The organism is Arthrobacter sp. AL12, assembly GCF_029960645.1.
GTDB lineage: Bacteria > Actinomycetota > Actinomycetes > Actinomycetales > Micrococcaceae > Arthrobacter.
The window spans coordinates 134161-151723 of record NZ_JASBQY010000002.1 but is presented as its reverse complement, the minus strand read 5'-3'; the positions used below and the strand labels follow the sequence as shown (position 1 = coordinate 151723).

The window sequence follows — 17563 nt, the reverse complement described above, 5'->3', positions numbered from 1 at the left end:
GGACGTCTCGGTGGGGGTCACTGTCCGGGCTCCTGGGTGTGCTTGCGGTGTTCGCGGCGGGCGAACTGCGCCTCGTACAGATTCGGGTACAGCCCGCCCCTGGCCATGAGTTGCCGGTGGGTGCCCTGTTCAACGATCCGTCCTTGGTCCATGACGAGAATTAGATCAGCGTCCCGGACGGTGGACAAGCGGTGGGCTATCACGAAGCTGGTGCGTCCCTGCCGGAGCCGCCGCATGGCCTGCCGGATCTGCGCCTCGGTGCGGCTGTCCACGGAACTGGTGGCCTCGTCGAGGACCAGGATGCTGCGCCCGGCCAGGTGCGCCCTGGCGATCGAGATCAGCTGGCGCTGGCCGCGGCTCAGCGAGTCGCCGTCGTTCCCGAGCATCGTGGCGTAGCCGCAAGGCAGGGCCCGGACGAACTGGTCCACGTGGCTGGCCTGCGCCGCGGCGACAATTTCGGTGTCGCCCGCGCCGGGGCGGCCGTACTCGATGTTGTCCCGGATGGTTCCGGTGAACAGCCACGTGTCCTGCAGCACTGTGCCGAAATTGGCCCGCAGCTCATCCCGCCGGAGCTCCGCGATATCCGCCCCGTCGACCGTAATCCGGCCGGAATCCAGGTCGTAGAACCGCATCAGGAGGTTCACCACAGTGGTCTTGCCGGCGCCGGTGTGCCCCACGATCGCCACGGTCTGGCCCGGCTCCACGGCAAAGGACAGGTCCCGGACCACGGGCGAGCCGGGCCGGTAGCCGAAGGTGACCCGCTCAAACGTGACCCGGCCGGCGCGCCCGGCCGCCGGCACCCCGGCTTCGGCATGCCCGACGGCGGTCGCCGCAGTGGAGGCCCCGGCTGCACCGCCCGCCGCACCCGCCGCCGTCCGGGCCGCCGGGCGCGGGGCCGCTTCCGGCGTGATCTCCGGTGCGTCAAGGAGCTCAAAGACCCGCCCGGCCGACACGAGGCAGGACTGCATGATCGTCAGCATGCCGCCGATCTGTCCCATCGGCTGGCTGAAGAGCCTGCTGAACTGGAAGAACGCCTGCAGGCCGCCAAGGGTCAGGGCGCCGGACAGGACCTGGAGCGCGCCGACGACGGCGACCGCGACGTAGTTGAGGTTGGACACCAGGACCATGAGGGGCTGCACGACGCCGGACACGTACTGGGCGCGGGCACTGGCACGGCACAGCTTGTCGTTGCCGTCCTTGAAAGTGGCCGCGGCCGCCTCCTGCTGCCCGAAGGCCTTGATGACCTCGTGGCCGGTGAAGAACTCCTCCAGCTGGGCGTTCAGCTCGCCGGTGCTCCCCCACTGCTCGGTGAAATGGGCCTGGGACTGCCGGGCCACCAGAACGGTGATGAGGGTGGACACCGGGACCGAGACCAGCGCGATCACGGCCAGGACCGGGGAGAGCCACAGCATCATGGCCAGGGCCCCGGAGAGCATCAGCAGCGACAGGATCAGCTGGTTGAGGAGCTGGTTGAGGGCCTGGGCGATGTTGTCGACGTCGTTCGTGGCGCGGCTCAGCACGTCCCCGCGGTGCTGGACGTCAAAGTGGCTGGACGGCAGGACGTGCAGCTTCTCCTCCACCGAGGCCCTCAGCCCGTAGCCCAGGCGCTGCACCGCCACGGCCGTCAAGGCTCCGTGGATCCAGCTGAAGAGGGAAGCCCCCAGATACATGATGGACACCGCCGCCAGCAGGACCCCCAGTTTCTCCTGGTCGAAGGATCCGCCGACCACGCCCTCGACGACGACGTCGGTGGCGTCCCCCAGTATTTTCGGCGCCGCCACATTGAGCATCACAAAGGCGCAGGTGGCGGCGATGACGCAAGCCATCCGCCACTTCGATGGCCGCAGCAGCCCGAGCAGCCGTCCGGCGGTACGCCAGCGGAACCGGGCGCCCTTCCCGGCGGTGTCCCCAGGGGACACCACCGGGAAGGGTTTGTTGCGTCCGCCGGAGGGCGCGTCCACCAGGGGGTGGTCCCGGGCGTCACGGACGGCGGGCGCGTCAGTCCCGGCGTCGGTCCCGGCGTCGAGCGCCGGTTCACGGGTCACAGGGTTTCCTCCGGCACCAGCTGCGACGCCGCGATTTCCTGGTAGCTCGGCGACGACGCCATCAGCTCCAGATGTGTTCCCTGCGCCACGACCCGGCCGTCTTCGAGGACCAGGATCAGTCCGGCGTCCACGATCGTGGCGACCCGTTCGGCGACGATCAGGACGGTGGCCTTGTGCAGCAGCGGCGCCATCGCCTCGCGGAGCCGGTAGTCGGTGCCGTAATCCAGCGCTGAGAAGCTGTCATCGAACAGGTAGACGGGTGCCCGGCGGAGCAGCGCCCGCGCCATGCACAGCCGCTGCCGCTGACCGCCGGAGAAATTCGTGCCGCCCTGGCTCACCGGTGACTCCAGGCCCAGCGGCAGTTCCCGGACAAACTCCGCGGCCTGGGCGGTGTCCAGCGCCTGCCACAGATCCTTGTCCGTCGCCGCGGGCGCCGCCATCCTCAGATTTCCGGCGAGCGTTCCGGAGAACAAGTACGAATGCTGGGGAACGACGGCGACCATGCTCCGCAGCGCTGCCAGGGGCAGGCTGCGGACATCGCATCCGCCGATGCGGATGTGCCCGGCGGTGGCCTCCAGGAACCTGGGCAGCAGGTTCAGCAGGGTGGTCTTACCGCAGCCGGTGGCGCCGATGACCGCCGTCACGGTCCCGGGAGCAGCCGTGAAGCTGACGCCGTCGAGGACCGGGGCCTCGGCGCCCGGGTATGCGAAGGACACGTCGCTGAACTCCACGGCAGTGCCCTCGGGAGCCGCTCCGCCCGGGCCGTCCGTGATTGCCGGCGCCGTGTCCAGGACGGCCTGGATCCGCTCCGCGCAGGCTGCCGCGCGGGGCGCCGTCATGAAGACGTACATCGCCATCATGATCGCGATCAGGATCTGCAGGATGTAGGCGATGAACGCCGTCAGCGCCCCCAGCCGCATGTCACCGGACTGGATCCGGTGCCCGCCGAACCAGACCACACCGACTGAGGACAGATTGACCACGAGCATGATCAGCGGCATCATTCCGGCGACGAGCAGCGCGGAACGCAGGTTGTTCCGGGTCAGGTCCCGGTTGGCCCCGTCGAAGCGCCGTATCTCGTGCCCCTGGCGGACGAAGCCCCGGATGACGTTGGCGCCGATGATCTGCTCGCGCAGCACCCTGCTGATCCGGTCGATGAGTTCCTGGCCCTGCCGGTACAGCGGGACCAGGCGGCGCACGATCAGGACCATGATCACCGCGAGCACCGGAATGACCGCGACGACGATGCCGGACAACGCGATGTCCTGGTGCACGGCGAGCACTATGCCGCCGATGAAGATGGCCGGCGCCGCGACCAGCATCGTGAACACGAGGACCATGAGGTTCTGGATCTGCGCGACGTCGTTCGTGGCCCGGGTGACGAGGCTGGCGGCGCCGAAGGCTCCGGCTTCCTGGGAGGACAGGGACTGCACCCTGGCAAAGAGGTCCTCGCGCAGTTTGCGGCCGAGCTCCATCGCCACGACGGCGCCGAGATACCCGGCGGCGATCGCCGCCGCCACCTGCGCGCAGGCGATTGCAGCCATCCAGGAACCCAGGTTCAGGATCGCCGGGATGTCGCCGCGGACGATCCCGTTGTCAATGATGGCCGCGTTCAGGGTGGGGAGGAGGAGGTTCGCGGTCGTCTGCACGAGCTGCAGCACCACGATGGCCAGCACGGCCCCTTTGTGGTCGGCCAACAGCCGGCCCGTCAGCCCAATAAGCACCGAACCTCCATCGCTACGTCAGGGCACGGATCGGGATTGACCAAGGCAGCCGCCCCCACGCTGCCTCGACATTGTAAGCACCCTCACACTGTGCTTCGCAGTCATACGCTGTCCGGCCTGTCACGCCGGTCCGGAACCACGGCTGCGGATCAGCCCCGCTTCCGGGCCACGGCGAAGATCCGCCGGAACGGGAACACCGTCCCATACGGCCCGGCCGGGTAGGCCTCCGCCAGCAACGCCGCGTATTCGGCTTCAAACTCACGGGCGTCCGCGGCGGACAGTGCAGCGAGCACGGGCCGGAGTCCGGTGCCGCGCACCCACTCCAGGACGGGGTCCGCTCCGGGGAGGAGCTGGAAGTACGTCGTCTCCCACGCGTCCGCGTCGCAGCCGCCGTCGAGCATGATGGCCAGGTAATCGTCCGGCTCGCCCACAACGTCCTCGTGGCGCAGCACCCCGGCGAGACGTCCCGACCACGCCGCGGACTCCGCCAGCCCGCGCATCAGCGTGTGCGAGGGCGAATTGAAGTTCCCGGGGACCTGCAGCGCGAACCAGGCGCCGGGCCGGAGCGCCGCGAGCCAGCGCGCCAGCATGTCCCGGTGGCCCGGAACCCACTGCAGCGCGGCGTTGGTGACGACGACGTCCGTGTCCGCGGCGGGCATCCAGCCAGCGATGTCCGCCTCGCCGAAGGACAGATTGGGCAGCCGCTCCGCCTGGCCGACAGCCCGGGCCAGCATTTCCGCGGAGGAGTCCAGACCGGTGACCCGGGCCAGGGGCCAGCGCTCGGCGAGGGTGGCCGTCAGGTTGCCGGGACCGCAGCCGAGGTCGACGATCTGGCGGGGCGCGTCCGCATGGACCCGGGCCGTCAGGTCAAAGTACGGCCTGTCCCGGTAGTCCCCGAACTGCACGTACGTGGCGGGATCCCATTTCACTGCTTCCTCCAGTCACCGGCGAACGACGCGACGTCCGAAGCGTAACCCCGGCGGGAACGGCAGCCCAGGAGGCGCGCGACCCTGGCGCACCGGCCCCGGGCACAGCCTGTGGCCGCGGCTCCGGCCACTAAGCTGGTGAGCAATGAAACTTGTTGATCAGCTCCCCGCCCCGGCCGCCCGAGTCCCCGGCCCGGCCGGTCTGGACCCGGACGAGCTCTACACCCGCTTTGTCGAGTGGACGGAAACCCGCGGGCTGGCCCTGTACACCGCCCAGGACGAGGCCGTCATGGAGCTCGCCGCGGGTGCCAATGTCATCCTGGCGACGCCCACGGGCTCGGGGAAGTCCCTCGTCGCGATCGCGGTGCACTTCCAGGCCATGGCCCGCGGACAGCGCAGTTACTACACCGCACCGATCAAGGCCCTCGTCTCGGAGAAGTTCTTCGCCCTGTGCGAGATCTTCGGCGCCGAGAACGTGGGTATGATCACCGGCGACTCCGGCGTCAACCAGGACGCCCCGATCATCTGCTGCACGGCGGAAATCCTGGCCAACATCGCCCTCCGTGAAGGTGCGGCCGCCGAGCTGGGCGCCGTCATCATGGACGAATTCCACTTCTACTCCGACCCGCAGCGCGGCTGGGCCTGGCAGGTCCCGCTGCTGGAACTCCCCCAGGCGCAGTACCTGCTGATGTCCGCCACGCTCGGCGACATGAGCCGGTTTGAGGCCGGCATCACCGAGCTGACCGGACGGCCGACAACGACCGTCAGTTCGGCGGAGCGGCCCATCCCGCTGCACTACTACTACGAGCAGACGCCCGTGCACGAGACGCTCGAGGAACTCCTCGCCACGAAGCAGGTCCCCGTCTACGTGGTGCACTTCAGCCAGGTGGAGGCGATCGACCGGGCCCAGAACCTGATGAGCGTCAACGTCTGCACCCGCGAGGAGAAGGACAAGATCGCCGAGCTGATCGCCGGTTTCCGCTTCGCGGCCGGTTTCGGCAAGACGCTCAACCGGCTGGTCCGGCACGGCATCGGCGTCCACCACGCCGGCATGCTGCCCAAATACCGCCGGCTCGTGGAACAGCTCGCCCAGGCCGGGCTGCTGAAGGTTATTTGCGGTACCGACACCCTCGGCGTGGGCATCAACGTCCCCATCCGCACCGTGCTGCTCACGGCGCTGAGCAAGTACGACGGCGTCCGCACCCGGCTGCTGAACTCCCGGGAGTTCCACCAGATCGCCGGCCGCGCCGGGCGGGCCGGCTACGACACCGCCGGGACCGTCGTGGTGCAGGCCCCGGAACATGTCACGGAGAACGTCAAGGCCATGGCGAAAGCCACGGCCAAGTTCGGCGACGACCAGAAGAAGCTCCGCCAGGTGGTCAAGAAGAAACCGCCCGAGGGCTTCGTGTCCTGGGGCGAACCGACCTACAAGCGCCTCGTCGACTCGGTCCCGGATCCACTGACCTCCAGCTTCAGCGTGACCCACGCGATGCTGATGAACCTGATGGAACGCCCGGGCGATCCGTTCAAGGCCGCCCGCCGCCTGCTGACCGAAAACCACGAGCCGCGTTCCTCCCAGCTGCAGCTCATGAAGAAGGCCCTGGGCATCTACCGGGAGCTCCTGGCCGCCGGGGTCGTGGAACGGATTCCGCCGCAGGAGCAGGGAGCGGACGGCCGCACGGTCCGCCTGACGGTCCATCTGCAGGCCAACTTCGCCCTGAACCAGCCGCTGTCACCCTTCGCCCTCGCGGCACTGGAGCTGCTGGATCCGGAGTCGCCGTCGTACGCCCTTGACGTCGTGTCCGTGATTGAGTCCACGCTGGAGAAGCCCCGGCAGATCCTCTCCGCGCAGCTGAAGAAGGCGCGCGGCGACGCGATCGGGGCGATGAAGGCCGACGGCATCGACTACGACCAGCGCATGGCCATGCTGGAGGAAGTCAGCTACCCGCAGCCGCTCGCGGAGCTCCTCGGCGAGGCGTTCGATGTCTACCGCCGGGCCGCCCCGTGGATCGGCGACTTCGAACTCGCGCCCAAGTCCATCGTCCGGGACATGTACGAACGGGCGATGAACTTCGGCGAGTTCGTCCAGTTCTACGGACTGGCCCGTTCCGAGGGCATTGTGCTGCGCTACCTTGCCGACGGTTTCAAGGCGCTGCGGCAGACCGTCCCGCAGGACGCCCTCCGCGAAGACCTCGAGGACCTCATCGCGTGGCTCGGCGAGCTGGTCCGCCAGGTCGACTCCAGCCTGCTCGATGAGTGGGAGGAGCTGACCTCCGGCAAGGCGCCGACGCCGCACGACGCTCCCCCGCCGCCGCCGCCGTCGCTGACCTCCAACGTCCGCGCCTTCCGTGTGATGGTCCGCAATGAGATGTTCCGCCGGGTGGAGCTCTTCGCGGACGAGGACGCCACCGCCCTCGGCGAGCTCGACGCCGGTTCCGGCTGGGATGCCGAACGGTGGGAGGACGTGCTGGATGACTACTTCGACGAACACGACGACATCGGCACCGGCCCGGACGCCCGCGGCCCGGGTCTGCTGATCATCACCGATGAGCCGGGCCGCTGGAAGGTCCGGCAGATCTTCGAGGATCCGGCCGGGAACCATGACTGGGGCATCTCCGCGGAGGTGGACCTCGGGGCCTCGGACGAGACCGGAACCGCCGTCGTCCGGGTCACGGACGTGAACCGGCTCTGACGGTCCGGGAACCGGAGCGGCATCAGCGGCCCGGCGCTAGTAAACTCGGGGGATGAGTGTAATCCGGCCCGCGACGGCGAACGATGTCCCCGATATCCTGCAGATGATCCATGACCTCGCCGTCTACGAGAAGGAGCCGGACGCTGTCCGGAACACCCCGGAGATGCTTGCCGGGGTGCTGTTCGGTGAACACCCGCGGGTGTTCGCGGCGATGGCCGAGAACGAGGCCGGCGAGGTCCGGGGCTTCGCCCTCTGGTTCCTGAACTACTCCACCTGGGAAGGCGTCCACGGCATCTACCTCGAGGACCTGTACGTGCGCCCCGAGGCCCGGGGCGAAGGCCATGGCAAGGCGCTCCTGCAGCATCTCGCCGCGACCGCCGTCGACCGCGGCTACGCCCGCGTCGAGTGGAGCGTCCTGGACTGGAACGAGCCCTCCATCAATTTCTACAAGAGGCTGGGGGCCAGCCCGATGGAGGAATGGTCCACCTTCCGGCTGACCGGCGCCGCCCTGGAAGCCTTCGCGGCCGCGCGGGAAGTCCACGCCCATGGCTGACCTGCCCCGGGCTGACATTCCCCTGCCGGGCCTTCCCCTGCCGGGCCGGCCCCTGACCGGGACCGCTGCCGCCGGCCTGCTGGAGGCCGCACGGCCGACCGCCCCGCACACCATCAAGGCGCGGCACGAATACCGCGGGATGCGCACCGCGGAGCACTATTTCGAAGTGCCCTTGGACCACTTCGGCGCCGGCGCGCCGGCGGGCGAGACCATTACGGTCTTTGCCCGCGAGTACGTCTCCACAGACCACAGCGAGGCTGAGGCCGCCGAGCTCCCGTGGCTGCTGTACCTGCAGGGCGGCCCGGGCGGACGCGGCAACCGTCTCCCGGCGCTCGGCGGGTGGAGCAAGGCCGCCGCCAAGGACTTCCGGATCCTGATGCTGGACCAGCGCGGCACCGGCCTGTCCGCCGCCGTCGACCGGAACACCCTGCCGCTGCGCGGGAACGACGCCGACCAGGCGGACTACCTCGCGCACTTCCGGGCGGACTCGATCGTCGCCGACGCCGAGGCCATCCGGCTGGCGCTGGGCTCCGGGCCGTGGACGATCTACGGGCAGAGCTACGGCGGCTTCTGTGCCCTCAGCTATCTCTCCTTCGCCCCGGAGGGCCTGCGGGAGGCCCTCATCACCGGCGGTCTCGCGCCCCTCGCCGGGCCCGCGGACCGGGTCTACCGGGCCACCTTCGCGCGCGTGGCGGCCCGCAACGCCGAATACTTCGGCCGGTACCCCGAGGACCGGGCTGCGGTCACCCGGATCGCCCGGCACCTCCGGAACACGGAGGAATACCTGCCCGACGGCGAACGGCTCACCGTGGAACGCTTCCAGATGGTGGGGTCCTTCCTGGGCGGGAACACCCGGGTGGATGCCCTGCACCACCTGCTGGAGGATGCCTTCGTCAGCACGCCGGCCGGGGACCGCCTCTCGGACGCGTTCCGCGACCAGGTCCGCGGGCTCGTGTCCCGCGCCGCCAACCCCCTCTATGCGCTGATGCACGAGTCGATTTACGGCCAGTGCGAGTCCACGGACTGGGCCGCCTGGCGGGTGCTGCAGGATTTCCCGGAGTTCTCCCCCGCGGCCCCCGAGCCGCTGCTCACCGGCGAAATGGTCTACCCGTGGTACTTCGAGCAGGATACCGCCCTCCGGCCGCTGCAGGACGTCGCCCGGCGCCTCGCCGAAAAGGACGACTGGCCCCCGCTCTACGACCCGGAACGGCTCGCGCTCAACACGGTCCCGGTGGCCGCTGCCGTCTACACCGACGACATCTACGTCGACCGCGGGCTGTCGCTCGAGACGGCAGCGGCCGTCCGGGGCCTGCAGGTCTGGGAGTCCGCTGACTTCCACCATGACGGCATCGCGGACGACGGCGAGGGCATCTTCGCCCGGCTCCTTGGCCTGACCCGGTCCGTCCGGGACTGACCCGGGCCGGCCCCTTTCGGTGCCCGGGACCCGCATGCACGCAGGTCTGGTACCCGCTGGCAGGCTTGGTGTTGATCTGTCTGGTGTGACGCCTGACCCGCCTCGGTCAGGCGGTCCTGCTGCTGGGCGTCCTCGGCCGGCACGGTCCGGAGAACACTTACCGATTGCATGCGAACGGCTCTACACTGGTCCCACCAGCAGTTCCGTCCGCTCGGCGGGAGTCGGTCACCGGTGGACCACGGTCCCGGGACCCCCTCCGAGCCCACGGCAAGTCTCCGGTCGGTCGGACCGATCGGCGTCTCACCCGCCGTCCGGCGATCCGGACAGAGTTCCCCGCTCTTCGGAACTTGGAGTTTCAACCATGAAACGCTCACCGACAGCCCGGCTGCTCACCGGGCTCTCCGCGGCCGCGCTGGCCACCACCGGCATCGCCCTCGCCGGACCGGCCCACGCGGTGTCCACCCAGCCGTTCCTCTCCTACGTCGACGGCTGGCGGGTCGACCAGCACGTGCGAGAGCTCGCAGACGTTAACGGGGACGGCCGCGCCGACGTCGTGGCCTTCGGCGACGCCGGTGTCTTCGTCGCCCTCGGCCAGGCCAACGGCACCTTCGCCGCGCCGGTGCTGAAGGTCAGCGACTTCGGCACCGCGCAGGGCTGGCGCATCGACCGGCACCCGCGGAGGGTCGCCGACGTCGACGGCGACGGCCGCGCCGATATCGTCGGATTCGGCAACGCCGGCGTGATCGTCTCCTACGCGCAGCCCGACGGCAGCTTCACCGCTCCGCAGCTCAAGGTCCGCGAATTCGGCTGGAACCAGGGCTGGCGGGTCGACCAGCACGTCCGCGAGCTGGCCGACCTCTCCGGGAACGGAACGGCGGACATCGTCGGCTTCGGGTACTCCGGCGTGACCATCTCCCACGGCCGGGCGGACCGCACCTTCGACGGCACCGGCAAGCGGATCGACAACTACGGCTGGGACCGCGGCTGGCGGGTCGACAAGCACCCGCGGATGCTCGCCGACATGGACGGCAACGGCACGGCAGACATCGTCGGCTTCGGTGACGCCGGCACGTACGTCTCCTACTTCTCGGAGCTCGGGGACACGTTCACCCAGCCCGCGCTGGAGATCCGCGACTTCGGGTACGCCCAGGGGTGGCGCGTCGACCGGCACCCCCGGGAGATAGGGGACATCAACGGCGACGGGATCCCGGACGTCGTTGGCTTCGGCAACGCGGGCGTGCTCGCCGCCTACTCCCGGGCCTTCGCCCCGGGCGAGCCGAAGTACCTCCCGGTCACCGTCGAGCTCGCCGACTTCGGGTACGCCCAGGGGTGGCGCGTCGACCGGCACCCCCGGAAGCTGGGGGACATCAACGGCGACGGGATCCTGGACGTGGTCGGCTTCGGCAACGCGGGCGTGCTCGTGGCCTACGGGGACGACAACTTCCTGGTCGGGCCGGAGCTGAAGTCCACCTCCTTCGGCCGGGCGGCCGGCTGGGACCCGGCACGGTTCCCCCGCCTGCTCGGGGACGTCAACGGAGACGGCCGCGACGACGTCGTCGGCTTCGGATACTCGGCTACCTACGTCGGGCTGTCCTGAGCACGGGGCCTCACGTCCCTGCGGAGCCGGCGCACCGCCCACGGCCATCCCGCACCCGCGGCGGTCACCGTTCCCGGCCAGGTGCGTAAATCCTTCGCGGTGAAGTGGGGGCCGCGCCGGTCCCGCGAAGTCGTCCCGCCCGTCCACCCGGACGCCGAGGCGAGGACGCATTCGAACTTCTCGCGGTCCTTCAGCTCCCGGCACCGGGAGTGGTATAGGTACTGGCGCTGTCCGGTGCCGTCGACGCCCCTGACCTGGATGTGCCCGTTGGGACGGTCCAGAGGACGATCGGGGAGAGTGCTCTCGAGGGTCATCACGGTGGTGACCGAGCCGGCCCAGGCGGTCGAGCCGGAGGGCTGGACGGCCAGCAGCGAACCCACGGGCAGGCTGGCGCCGCTGCCGACGCCGCTGAGGAGCTGAGCGCTGCTGAGCACCCAGACGGTACGTCGCTGGACCCGTTGCGGGTCCAGCGGCGTACCGTTGACTGCTGCAGCGTCGAAAATTTTCACGGTCCGGGCCTAGCCGAACCGTGAGTGCTATTCGGCGTCGGTCAGGCTCTTGCGGGAGTCCTCTTCGAGCCGGGCATCGAGCTTCGACTGCGTGACCTTGGAGCTGACCAGGCTTGCGATCACGGCGACGATGATGGTGCCCACGATCACGCCGAGCGAGACGTACGTCGGGATCTCGGGGGCCCACTCGATGTGCTGGCCGCCGTTGATGAAGGGCACCTCGTTGACGTGCATGGCGTGCAGGACCAGCTTCACGCCGATGAACGCGAGGATCACCGAGAGTGCGTGCTTGAGGTAGATCAGGCGGGTCATCAGGCCGCCGAGCAGGAAGTACAGCTGCCGCAGGCCCATCAGGGCGAAGATGTTGGCGGTGAACACGATGAACGCGCTCTGGGTTAGGCCGAAGATGGCCGGGATGGAGTCCACCGCGAACAGCAGGTCCGTCAGGCCGATGGTGACGAAGACGATCAGCATCGGGGTGAAGACCTTCTTGCCGTCGACCACGGTGCGGAGCTTGCCGCCGTCGAACTTCTCCGACATCGGCAGGACCTTGCGGATCCGGGCGATGAGCGGGTTTTCCTTGTCCTCCTCGTCCTCACCGCCGTCCTGGGCCTGCTTCCACGCGGTCCAGAGCAGGAAGACACCGAAGATGTAGAAGACCCAGCTGAACTGTTCGATCACGACGGCGCCGAGGAGGATGAAGATGCCGCGGAGGACCAGCGCGATGATGATGCCGACCATGAGGACTTCCTGCTGGTACTTACGGGGTACCGAGAAGCGGGCCATGATGATGATGAAGACAAAAAGATTGTCGATGCTGAGGCTGTACTCCGTCACCCAGCCGGCGATGAACTGGCCGCCGTATTCCGGGCCGGTGAAGGCGAACATGGCACCGGCGAAGACCAAGGCAAGGGCAATGTAGAAGGACACCCACAGGCCGGCTTCCTTCATGGAGGGCTCGTGCGGACGTTTGAGGACCAGCAGCAGGTCGATGGCAAGGATGATGCCGAGAACGACGAAGGAGCCGATCTCAAACCAGACGGGAAGTTCGGGCACGAAGATACCTTTCGCAGGGTGTGACTGTGCGGTGTAAGTCTCTCCGACTTGCCTGAGTGTCCGGTACTGACGAAACCGGTTCTGCTTGGCTGCCCGCTGCGCCCGGCAGGGCATCTGTGCCGTGCGTGTTGACGATCGTAGCGCTTGGGATACTCCCCTACGTCCGCCCAACCCTACCCTAAGCGTGCCCCGCGGCCTGCATCTGGCGCAGTTCCTTCTTCAGCTCCCCCACCTCGTCGCGGAGCCGTGCGGCGAGCTCGAACTGGAGCTCCCCGGCGGCGGAGTGCATCTGTTCGGTGAGCTGCTCGATCAACCCCACCAGGTCCTCGGCCGGTGCGGCCGCGAGGCCGTCCGCGCGGATCCTGTCCGAACCCTTGCCCTTGCCGCGGGCCTTGCCCGCGTTGGCGAGGAGTTCGCGGGTGTCGGCGTCCTCCTTGGCGATCTGGTCCGTGATGTCTGCGATCTTCTTCCGCAGCGGCTGCGGGTCGATGCCCTTTTCGGTGTTGTAGGCGACCTGGATCGCGCGGCGCCGGTTGGTCTCGTCGATGGCGTGGGCCATGGAATCGGTGATCCGGTCCGCGTACATGTGCACCTGGCCGGAGACGTTGCGGGCTGCACGGCCGATGGTCTGGATCAGCGAGGTGGACGAGCGCAGGAAGCCCTCCTTATCCGCGTCCAGGATGCTGACGAGCGACACCTCGGGCAGGTCCAGGCCTTCGCGGAGCAGGTTGATGCCCACCAGCACGTCGAAGACGCCCATCCGGAGCTCGCGGAGCAGTTCCACCCGGCGCAGGGTGTCCACGTCCGAGTGCAGGTATTCCACTTTCACGCCGTGGCCGAGCAGGTAGTCAGTGAGGTCCTCGGCCATCCGTTTGGTCAGGGTGGTGACCAGGACGCGCTCGTTCTTGGCCGTGCGGGTCCTGATTTCACCGAGCAGGTCATCGATCTGGCCCTTGGTTGGCTTGACCACGATCTCGGGGTCGATCAGTCCGGTGGGCCGGATGATCTGCTGGACGAAGCCGTCAGCCTTGCCGAGCTCATACTTGCCCGGCGTGGCGGACAGGTAGACGGTCTGTCCCACGCGGTCCTGGAACTCGTCCCACTTCAGCGGCCGGTTGTCCATCGCGGAGGGCAGCCGGAAGCCGTGGTCCACGAGGTTCCGCTTTCGCGACATGTCGCCCTCATACATGGCGCCGATCTGCGGCACGGTGACGTGTGATTCGTCAATCACCAGCAGGAAGTCGTCCGGGAAGTAGTCGATCAGGCAGTGCGGCGCGGTCCCGCGGGCGCGGGCGTCGATGTGACTTGAGTAGTTCTCGATGCCGTTGCAGAAGCCCATCTGCTGCATCATTTCCAGGTCATAGGTAGTGCGCATCCGGAGGCGTTGCGCCTCCACGAGCTTGTTCTGGCTCTCCAGGACCTTGAGCCGCTCGGCGAGTTCGTCTTCGATCCTTTTGATCGCCCGGCCCATGCGTTCCGGACCGGCCACGTAGTGCGAGGCCGGGAATACGTACATCTCGGTCTCATCCCGGATGATCTCCCCGGTGAGCGGGTGCAGCGTGTAGATGTTCTCGATCTCGTCGCCGAAGAACTCGACCCGGATCGCCAGCTCCTCGTACATCGGAATGATTTCCACGGTGTCGCCGCGGACCCGGAACGTGCCGCGGTGGAAGTCCATGTCGTTGCGGGCGTATTGCATGGAGACGAATTTGCGGAGCAGATCGTCCCGGTTCATCTGGGCTCCCTTGCGGAGCGTCACCATGCCGGCAATGTATTCCTCCGGGGTGCCCAGGCCGTAGATGCAGGACACGGTGGCCACGACGATTACGTCACGGCGGGTCAGCAGCGCGTTGGTGGCGGAGTGCCGGAGCCGTTCGACTTCCTCGTTGACGGAGGAGTCCTTCTCGATGAAAGTGTCCGTCTGCGCCACGTACGCTTCCGGCTGGTAGTAGTCGTAGTAGGAGACGAAGTACTCGACGGCGTTGTTGGGCAGCAGCTCGCGGAATTCGTTGACGAGCTGCGCGGCGAGGGTCTTGTTCTGCACCATCACCAGGGTGGGCCGCTGGACCTGCTCGATCAGCCACGCCGTCGTCGCGCTCTTGCCGGTACCGGTGGCACCGAGCAGCACCACGTCCTTCTCGCCGTTCTTGATCCGCTCGGTCAGTTCCGCGATCGCGGCCGGCTGGTCACCGGCCGGCTGGAATTCGCTGATGACCTCGAAGGGCGCCACGACACGGTTGATCTGCTGCGCAAGACTCATGCATCTAATCTACCGCCGGCCCCCGACACTGAGCCCGGATTCAGCTTTGGGCGGTACCGCGCGGGCCCCTCTCCGGGTCGGTCCCCGGAGCGTCCCCTGGCCCGGGGCTGTGGTACGACGGCGGGTGCCAGCCGGTGCGCTGCACCCACGCCTCCATCCGGGGGGCCGCCTGCCCGGCGAACCAGGCTTCCTTGTCGGCGGCGTAGCGCGCGGTGGATTTGTCCACGCCGTGCAGCTTGGCGACCCGGCGCTTCTCGGCCAGGTAGTCGGTCCGCGCGGCCTCGTCGTCGCGCAGCCAGTCCCGGAAGCAGAGCGCAAAGCGCCAGCCCGGGGAACCCACGGCGCGGACGTGGAGGTTGACCGTCCGGCCGGGGTCCGCGTTGCCGTGCAGCCGCTTCGGCCAGTCCGACGGGTCCGGACGGGAGGGCTTGGGGTTGTCGGAGAGGATGCCGGGCCAGGCGGGGAAGCCGGCGTCGGCCAGCAGCGGCCCGATCCGCTCCGCGGCGGCCATGTCCATAACGCCCAGCTGGAGGTCCAGGATGTCCTTCGCGGGCAGTCCGGGGACGGCCGTGGAACCGACGTGGTCCAGGGTGAGGATATCCCCGGCGGCCGCCGCCTGCAGACGAGCGATAAGCCGGGCGGCCTGCGCGGGCCAGTCCGGGTTGGCGGGCGCCAGCACCGGCCCCCCGGTCCGCGGTGCGAGGCGGTGCCTGGCCAGGTTCACGGCAAACGGTGCCAGCCGGAACTTCCAGAGCCGGTCCACCGCGTCCCGCAGCTCCTCCTTGGCGCCGGAGTTATCCAGGACGGCGTCGGCTGCTGCCAGCCGGTCGGCCCTGGTGGCCTGGGCGGCCATCCGGGCGCGGGCGTCCGCGGCGGTCATGTGCCGGTGCTGCACCATGCGCTGCACCCGGACGTCGTCCGGGGCGTCCACCACCACGACCAGGTGGAAGTTGGCGCCCTGGCCGGTCTCGACGAGGAGCGGGATGTCCTGGACGACGACGGCGCCCTTCGGGGCGGCGACGGCCAGCGCGGCGGCGCGCTCCCTGACGAGGGGATGGATGATGCCGTTGAGCACGGCGAGGCGTTCCGGGTTGCCGAAGACGAGGGCGCCGAGCTTCGGCCGGTCCAGGCCGCCGTCGGGCGCCAGGATGGCCTTGCTGAAGGCAGCCACGACCTGGGCGAGTCCCGGCGTTCCGGGTTCCACGACCTCACGGGCCAGGGCATCGGCGTCGATCACCACGGCCCCGAGTTCGCGCAGCCGTGCGGCGGCCACGGACTTCCCTGAGGCGATGCCGCCCGTCAACCCGATTTTCAGCACCCCTCCAGACTAAACTGATCCGGTGGCTGAAGATGCGGATTTCCCCGAGAGCAGGGCCTCCGTGTACACCACGCTGGCGGCGGGGCCGGAGTTCCGCCACGAGATCGAAGTGAAACGCTCCCGCTTTATCACAGTGCTGCACCGCACCGAGGACGAGGAGGGGGCCCGCGCCATCCTCGCCGGGCTGCGCAAGGAATTCCACGATGCGCGGCATCACTGCTCCGCGTTCGTGCTTGGTCCCGACCGCGCTGTGCAGCGCGCTAACGACGACGGCGAGCCGTCCGGCACCGCGGGCGCCCCGATGCTGGACGCGCTGCTGAAACGCGAAACGGCCCCGGGTGTGACGGACCTCAGCGATGTGACGGCCGTCGTCGTCCGCTATTTCGGCGGAATCCTGCTCGGCGCCGGCGGACTGGTTCGGGCCTACTCGGTATCCGTCTCCGCTGCCCTGGACCGGGCGCTGCTCGCGCAGCGCCGCCGGCTGCGGATCTGCGCGGTGGCGGTCCGGCACACGGCGGCCGGGCGGCTGGAGAACGAGCTGCGCGCCGCGGGCTATGTGATGGCCGAAACCAGTTATGAGGCGCAGACTACTGTCCTGAGGCTTGCCCTGCCGGATGATCCGGCGGGTCTGGCCCGGGCGGGGGAACGTGTAGCGGCCCTGTCCGCCGGAACCGCCGACTTGCTGCCTGGAGAAACGGAGTGGATCGATGTCCCCCTCGGCTGAGCCGTCCCCTGCCGGTGTCCGGCTCGCAGACGTCACGGAGCCGGTCCTCGAGCGGCTCCTGAACGTCGCGATCCAGGACGCCGACCCGGACGAGGTGACCCCTCCCCTGGGCAGCGCCTCCGGCTGGAACTCCGAGCGGATCAGCTGGTTCCGCGAGTACCACCACGCCGCCGCGGGGCTCGACGGGCCCGCGCAGCAGAAGAGCTGGGCGATCAGCTCGGACGGGGAACTGGCAGGATCCATCCGGCTCCAACGGACCGGACCGGACTCCCTGGAAACGGGCATCTGGCTGGGCCGCAGCTTCCGAGGCCACGGCATCGCACGGGAGGCCCTGCGCCTGGTGATGGAGCGGGCCGCCGCGTCCGGGGCCGCCGTGCTGGAGGCCGACACGACAGCGGGCAATGCCGCCGCGCTGGTGCTCCTGCGCTCGGCCGGGGCCGAGTTCGAGCAAGGCGAAGCCTCCGACGCCGCAGCGGTCCCGGTCAGGGCAAGAATCCCGCTGCGCTGAGGCTCCGGCTGGACATGCCCCACCGCCTGCCCTGCCAGTGGACATGCCCCCACGTAACCACACGCGCTTGGCTGGACATGCCCCACCGTGGCCGCAGTGGCTGGACATAGGCCCATTGTGCCCATCCGCGTGGCGCGCGATTGGACATGCCCTCCCTCGACGCCCGGCCCCCACTGGACATGCCCACCGTGGCCGCAGTGGCTGGACATAGGCCCATTGTGCCCATCCGCGTGGCGC

Annotated in this window: 13 protein-coding genes; 6 read left to right on the top strand and 7 right to left on the bottom strand. The window is 68.9% G+C overall.

Annotated elements, in window-relative coordinates; all coding sequences use genetic code 11:
- Nucleotides 1–17 precede the first annotated feature (17 nt).
- The 3 genes from QK291_RS03475 to QK291_RS03465 form a co-directional block, all read right to left on the bottom strand.
- Nucleotides 18–1826: an ABC transporter ATP-binding protein gene (locus tag QK291_RS03475; protein ID WP_282379475.1), complete on the bottom strand. Its 1809-nt coding sequence runs from the start codon at nucleotides 1824–1826 to the stop codon at nucleotides 18–20.
- Nucleotides 1827–2041: 215 nt separating this feature from the next.
- Complete coding sequence (locus QK291_RS03470; protein WP_282379189.1) at nucleotides 2042–3769, bottom strand: ABC transporter ATP-binding protein; 1728 nt, start codon at nucleotides 3767–3769, stop codon at nucleotides 2042–2044.
- Between the two features lie 149 nt (nucleotides 3770–3918).
- Nucleotides 3919–4698 carry a trans-aconitate 2-methyltransferase gene (locus QK291_RS03465; protein WP_282379188.1) on the bottom strand — a complete coding sequence of 260 codons (780 nt, stop codon included), beginning with the start codon at nucleotides 4696–4698 and terminating at the stop codon, nucleotides 3919–3921.
- Between the two features lie 142 nt (nucleotides 4699–4840).
- Between QK291_RS03465 and QK291_RS03460 the strand changes: the two genes are divergently transcribed.
- From QK291_RS03460 to QK291_RS03445, 4 genes are all read left to right on the top strand, one after another.
- The gene (locus tag QK291_RS03460; RefSeq protein WP_282379187.1) at nucleotides 4841–7387 is read left to right on the top strand and encodes a DEAD/DEAH box helicase; all 2547 of its coding nucleotides are present in this window, start codon (nucleotides 4841–4843) and stop codon (nucleotides 7385–7387) included.
- Nucleotides 7388–7439: 52 nt separating this feature from the next.
- Nucleotides 7440–7940 (top strand): GNAT family N-acetyltransferase, encoded by a 501-nt coding sequence (locus tag QK291_RS03455; RefSeq protein WP_282379185.1) that lies wholly within the window; start codon nucleotides 7440–7442, stop codon nucleotides 7938–7940.
- 139 nt (nucleotides 7941–8079) lie between these two features.
- Nucleotides 8080–9354: an alpha/beta fold hydrolase gene (locus tag QK291_RS03450; protein WP_282379473.1), complete on the top strand. Its 1275-nt coding sequence runs from the start codon at nucleotides 8080–8082 to the stop codon at nucleotides 9352–9354.
- Between the two features lie 361 nt (nucleotides 9355–9715).
- Nucleotides 9716–10951: a VCBS repeat-containing protein gene (locus tag QK291_RS03445; RefSeq protein WP_282379183.1), complete on the top strand. Its 1236-nt coding sequence runs from the start codon at nucleotides 9716–9718 to the stop codon at nucleotides 10949–10951.
- Here QK291_RS03445 and QK291_RS03440 read toward each other — a convergent pair.
- The 4 genes from QK291_RS03440 to coaE form a co-directional block, all read right to left on the bottom strand.
- Entirely contained in the window at nucleotides 10933–11460 is a 528-nt protein-coding gene (locus QK291_RS03440) for a hypothetical protein (RefSeq protein WP_282379181.1), read from the bottom strand. The two genes, QK291_RS03445 and QK291_RS03440, sit on opposite strands and share 19 nt — an antisense overlap.
- A gap of 27 nt (nucleotides 11461–11487) precedes the next feature.
- Complete coding sequence (locus QK291_RS03435; protein ID WP_282379179.1) at nucleotides 11488–12516, bottom strand: TerC family protein; 1029 nt, start codon at nucleotides 12514–12516, stop codon at nucleotides 11488–11490.
- Nucleotides 12517–12694: 178 nt separating this feature from the next.
- Entirely contained in the window at nucleotides 12695–14776 is a 2082-nt protein-coding gene (gene uvrB / locus QK291_RS03430) for an excinuclease ABC subunit UvrB (RefSeq protein WP_282379177.1), read from the bottom strand.
- Nucleotides 14777–14816: 40 nt separating this feature from the next.
- Complete coding sequence (gene coaE / locus QK291_RS03425) at nucleotides 14817–16094, bottom strand: dephospho-CoA kinase (RefSeq protein ID WP_282379175.1); 1278 nt, start codon at nucleotides 16092–16094, stop codon at nucleotides 14817–14819.
- 22 nt (nucleotides 16095–16116) lie between these two features.
- Here coaE and QK291_RS03420 point away from each other — a divergent pair, with 22 nt between their 5' ends.
- Together QK291_RS03420 and QK291_RS03415 are read left to right on the top strand one after the other, a co-directional pair.
- Nucleotides 16117–16818 carry a YigZ family protein gene (locus QK291_RS03420; protein ID WP_282379173.1) on the top strand — a complete coding sequence of 234 codons (702 nt, stop codon included), beginning with the start codon at nucleotides 16117–16119 and terminating at the stop codon, nucleotides 16816–16818.
- On the top strand, nucleotides 16802–17326 hold the full coding sequence (locus tag QK291_RS03415) for a GNAT family N-acetyltransferase (RefSeq protein WP_282379171.1): 525 nt from the start codon (nucleotides 16802–16804) through the stop codon (nucleotides 17324–17326). Before QK291_RS03420 ends, QK291_RS03415 begins: the two co-directional genes overlap by 17 nt.
- Nucleotides 17327–17563: the final 237 nt, after the last annotated feature.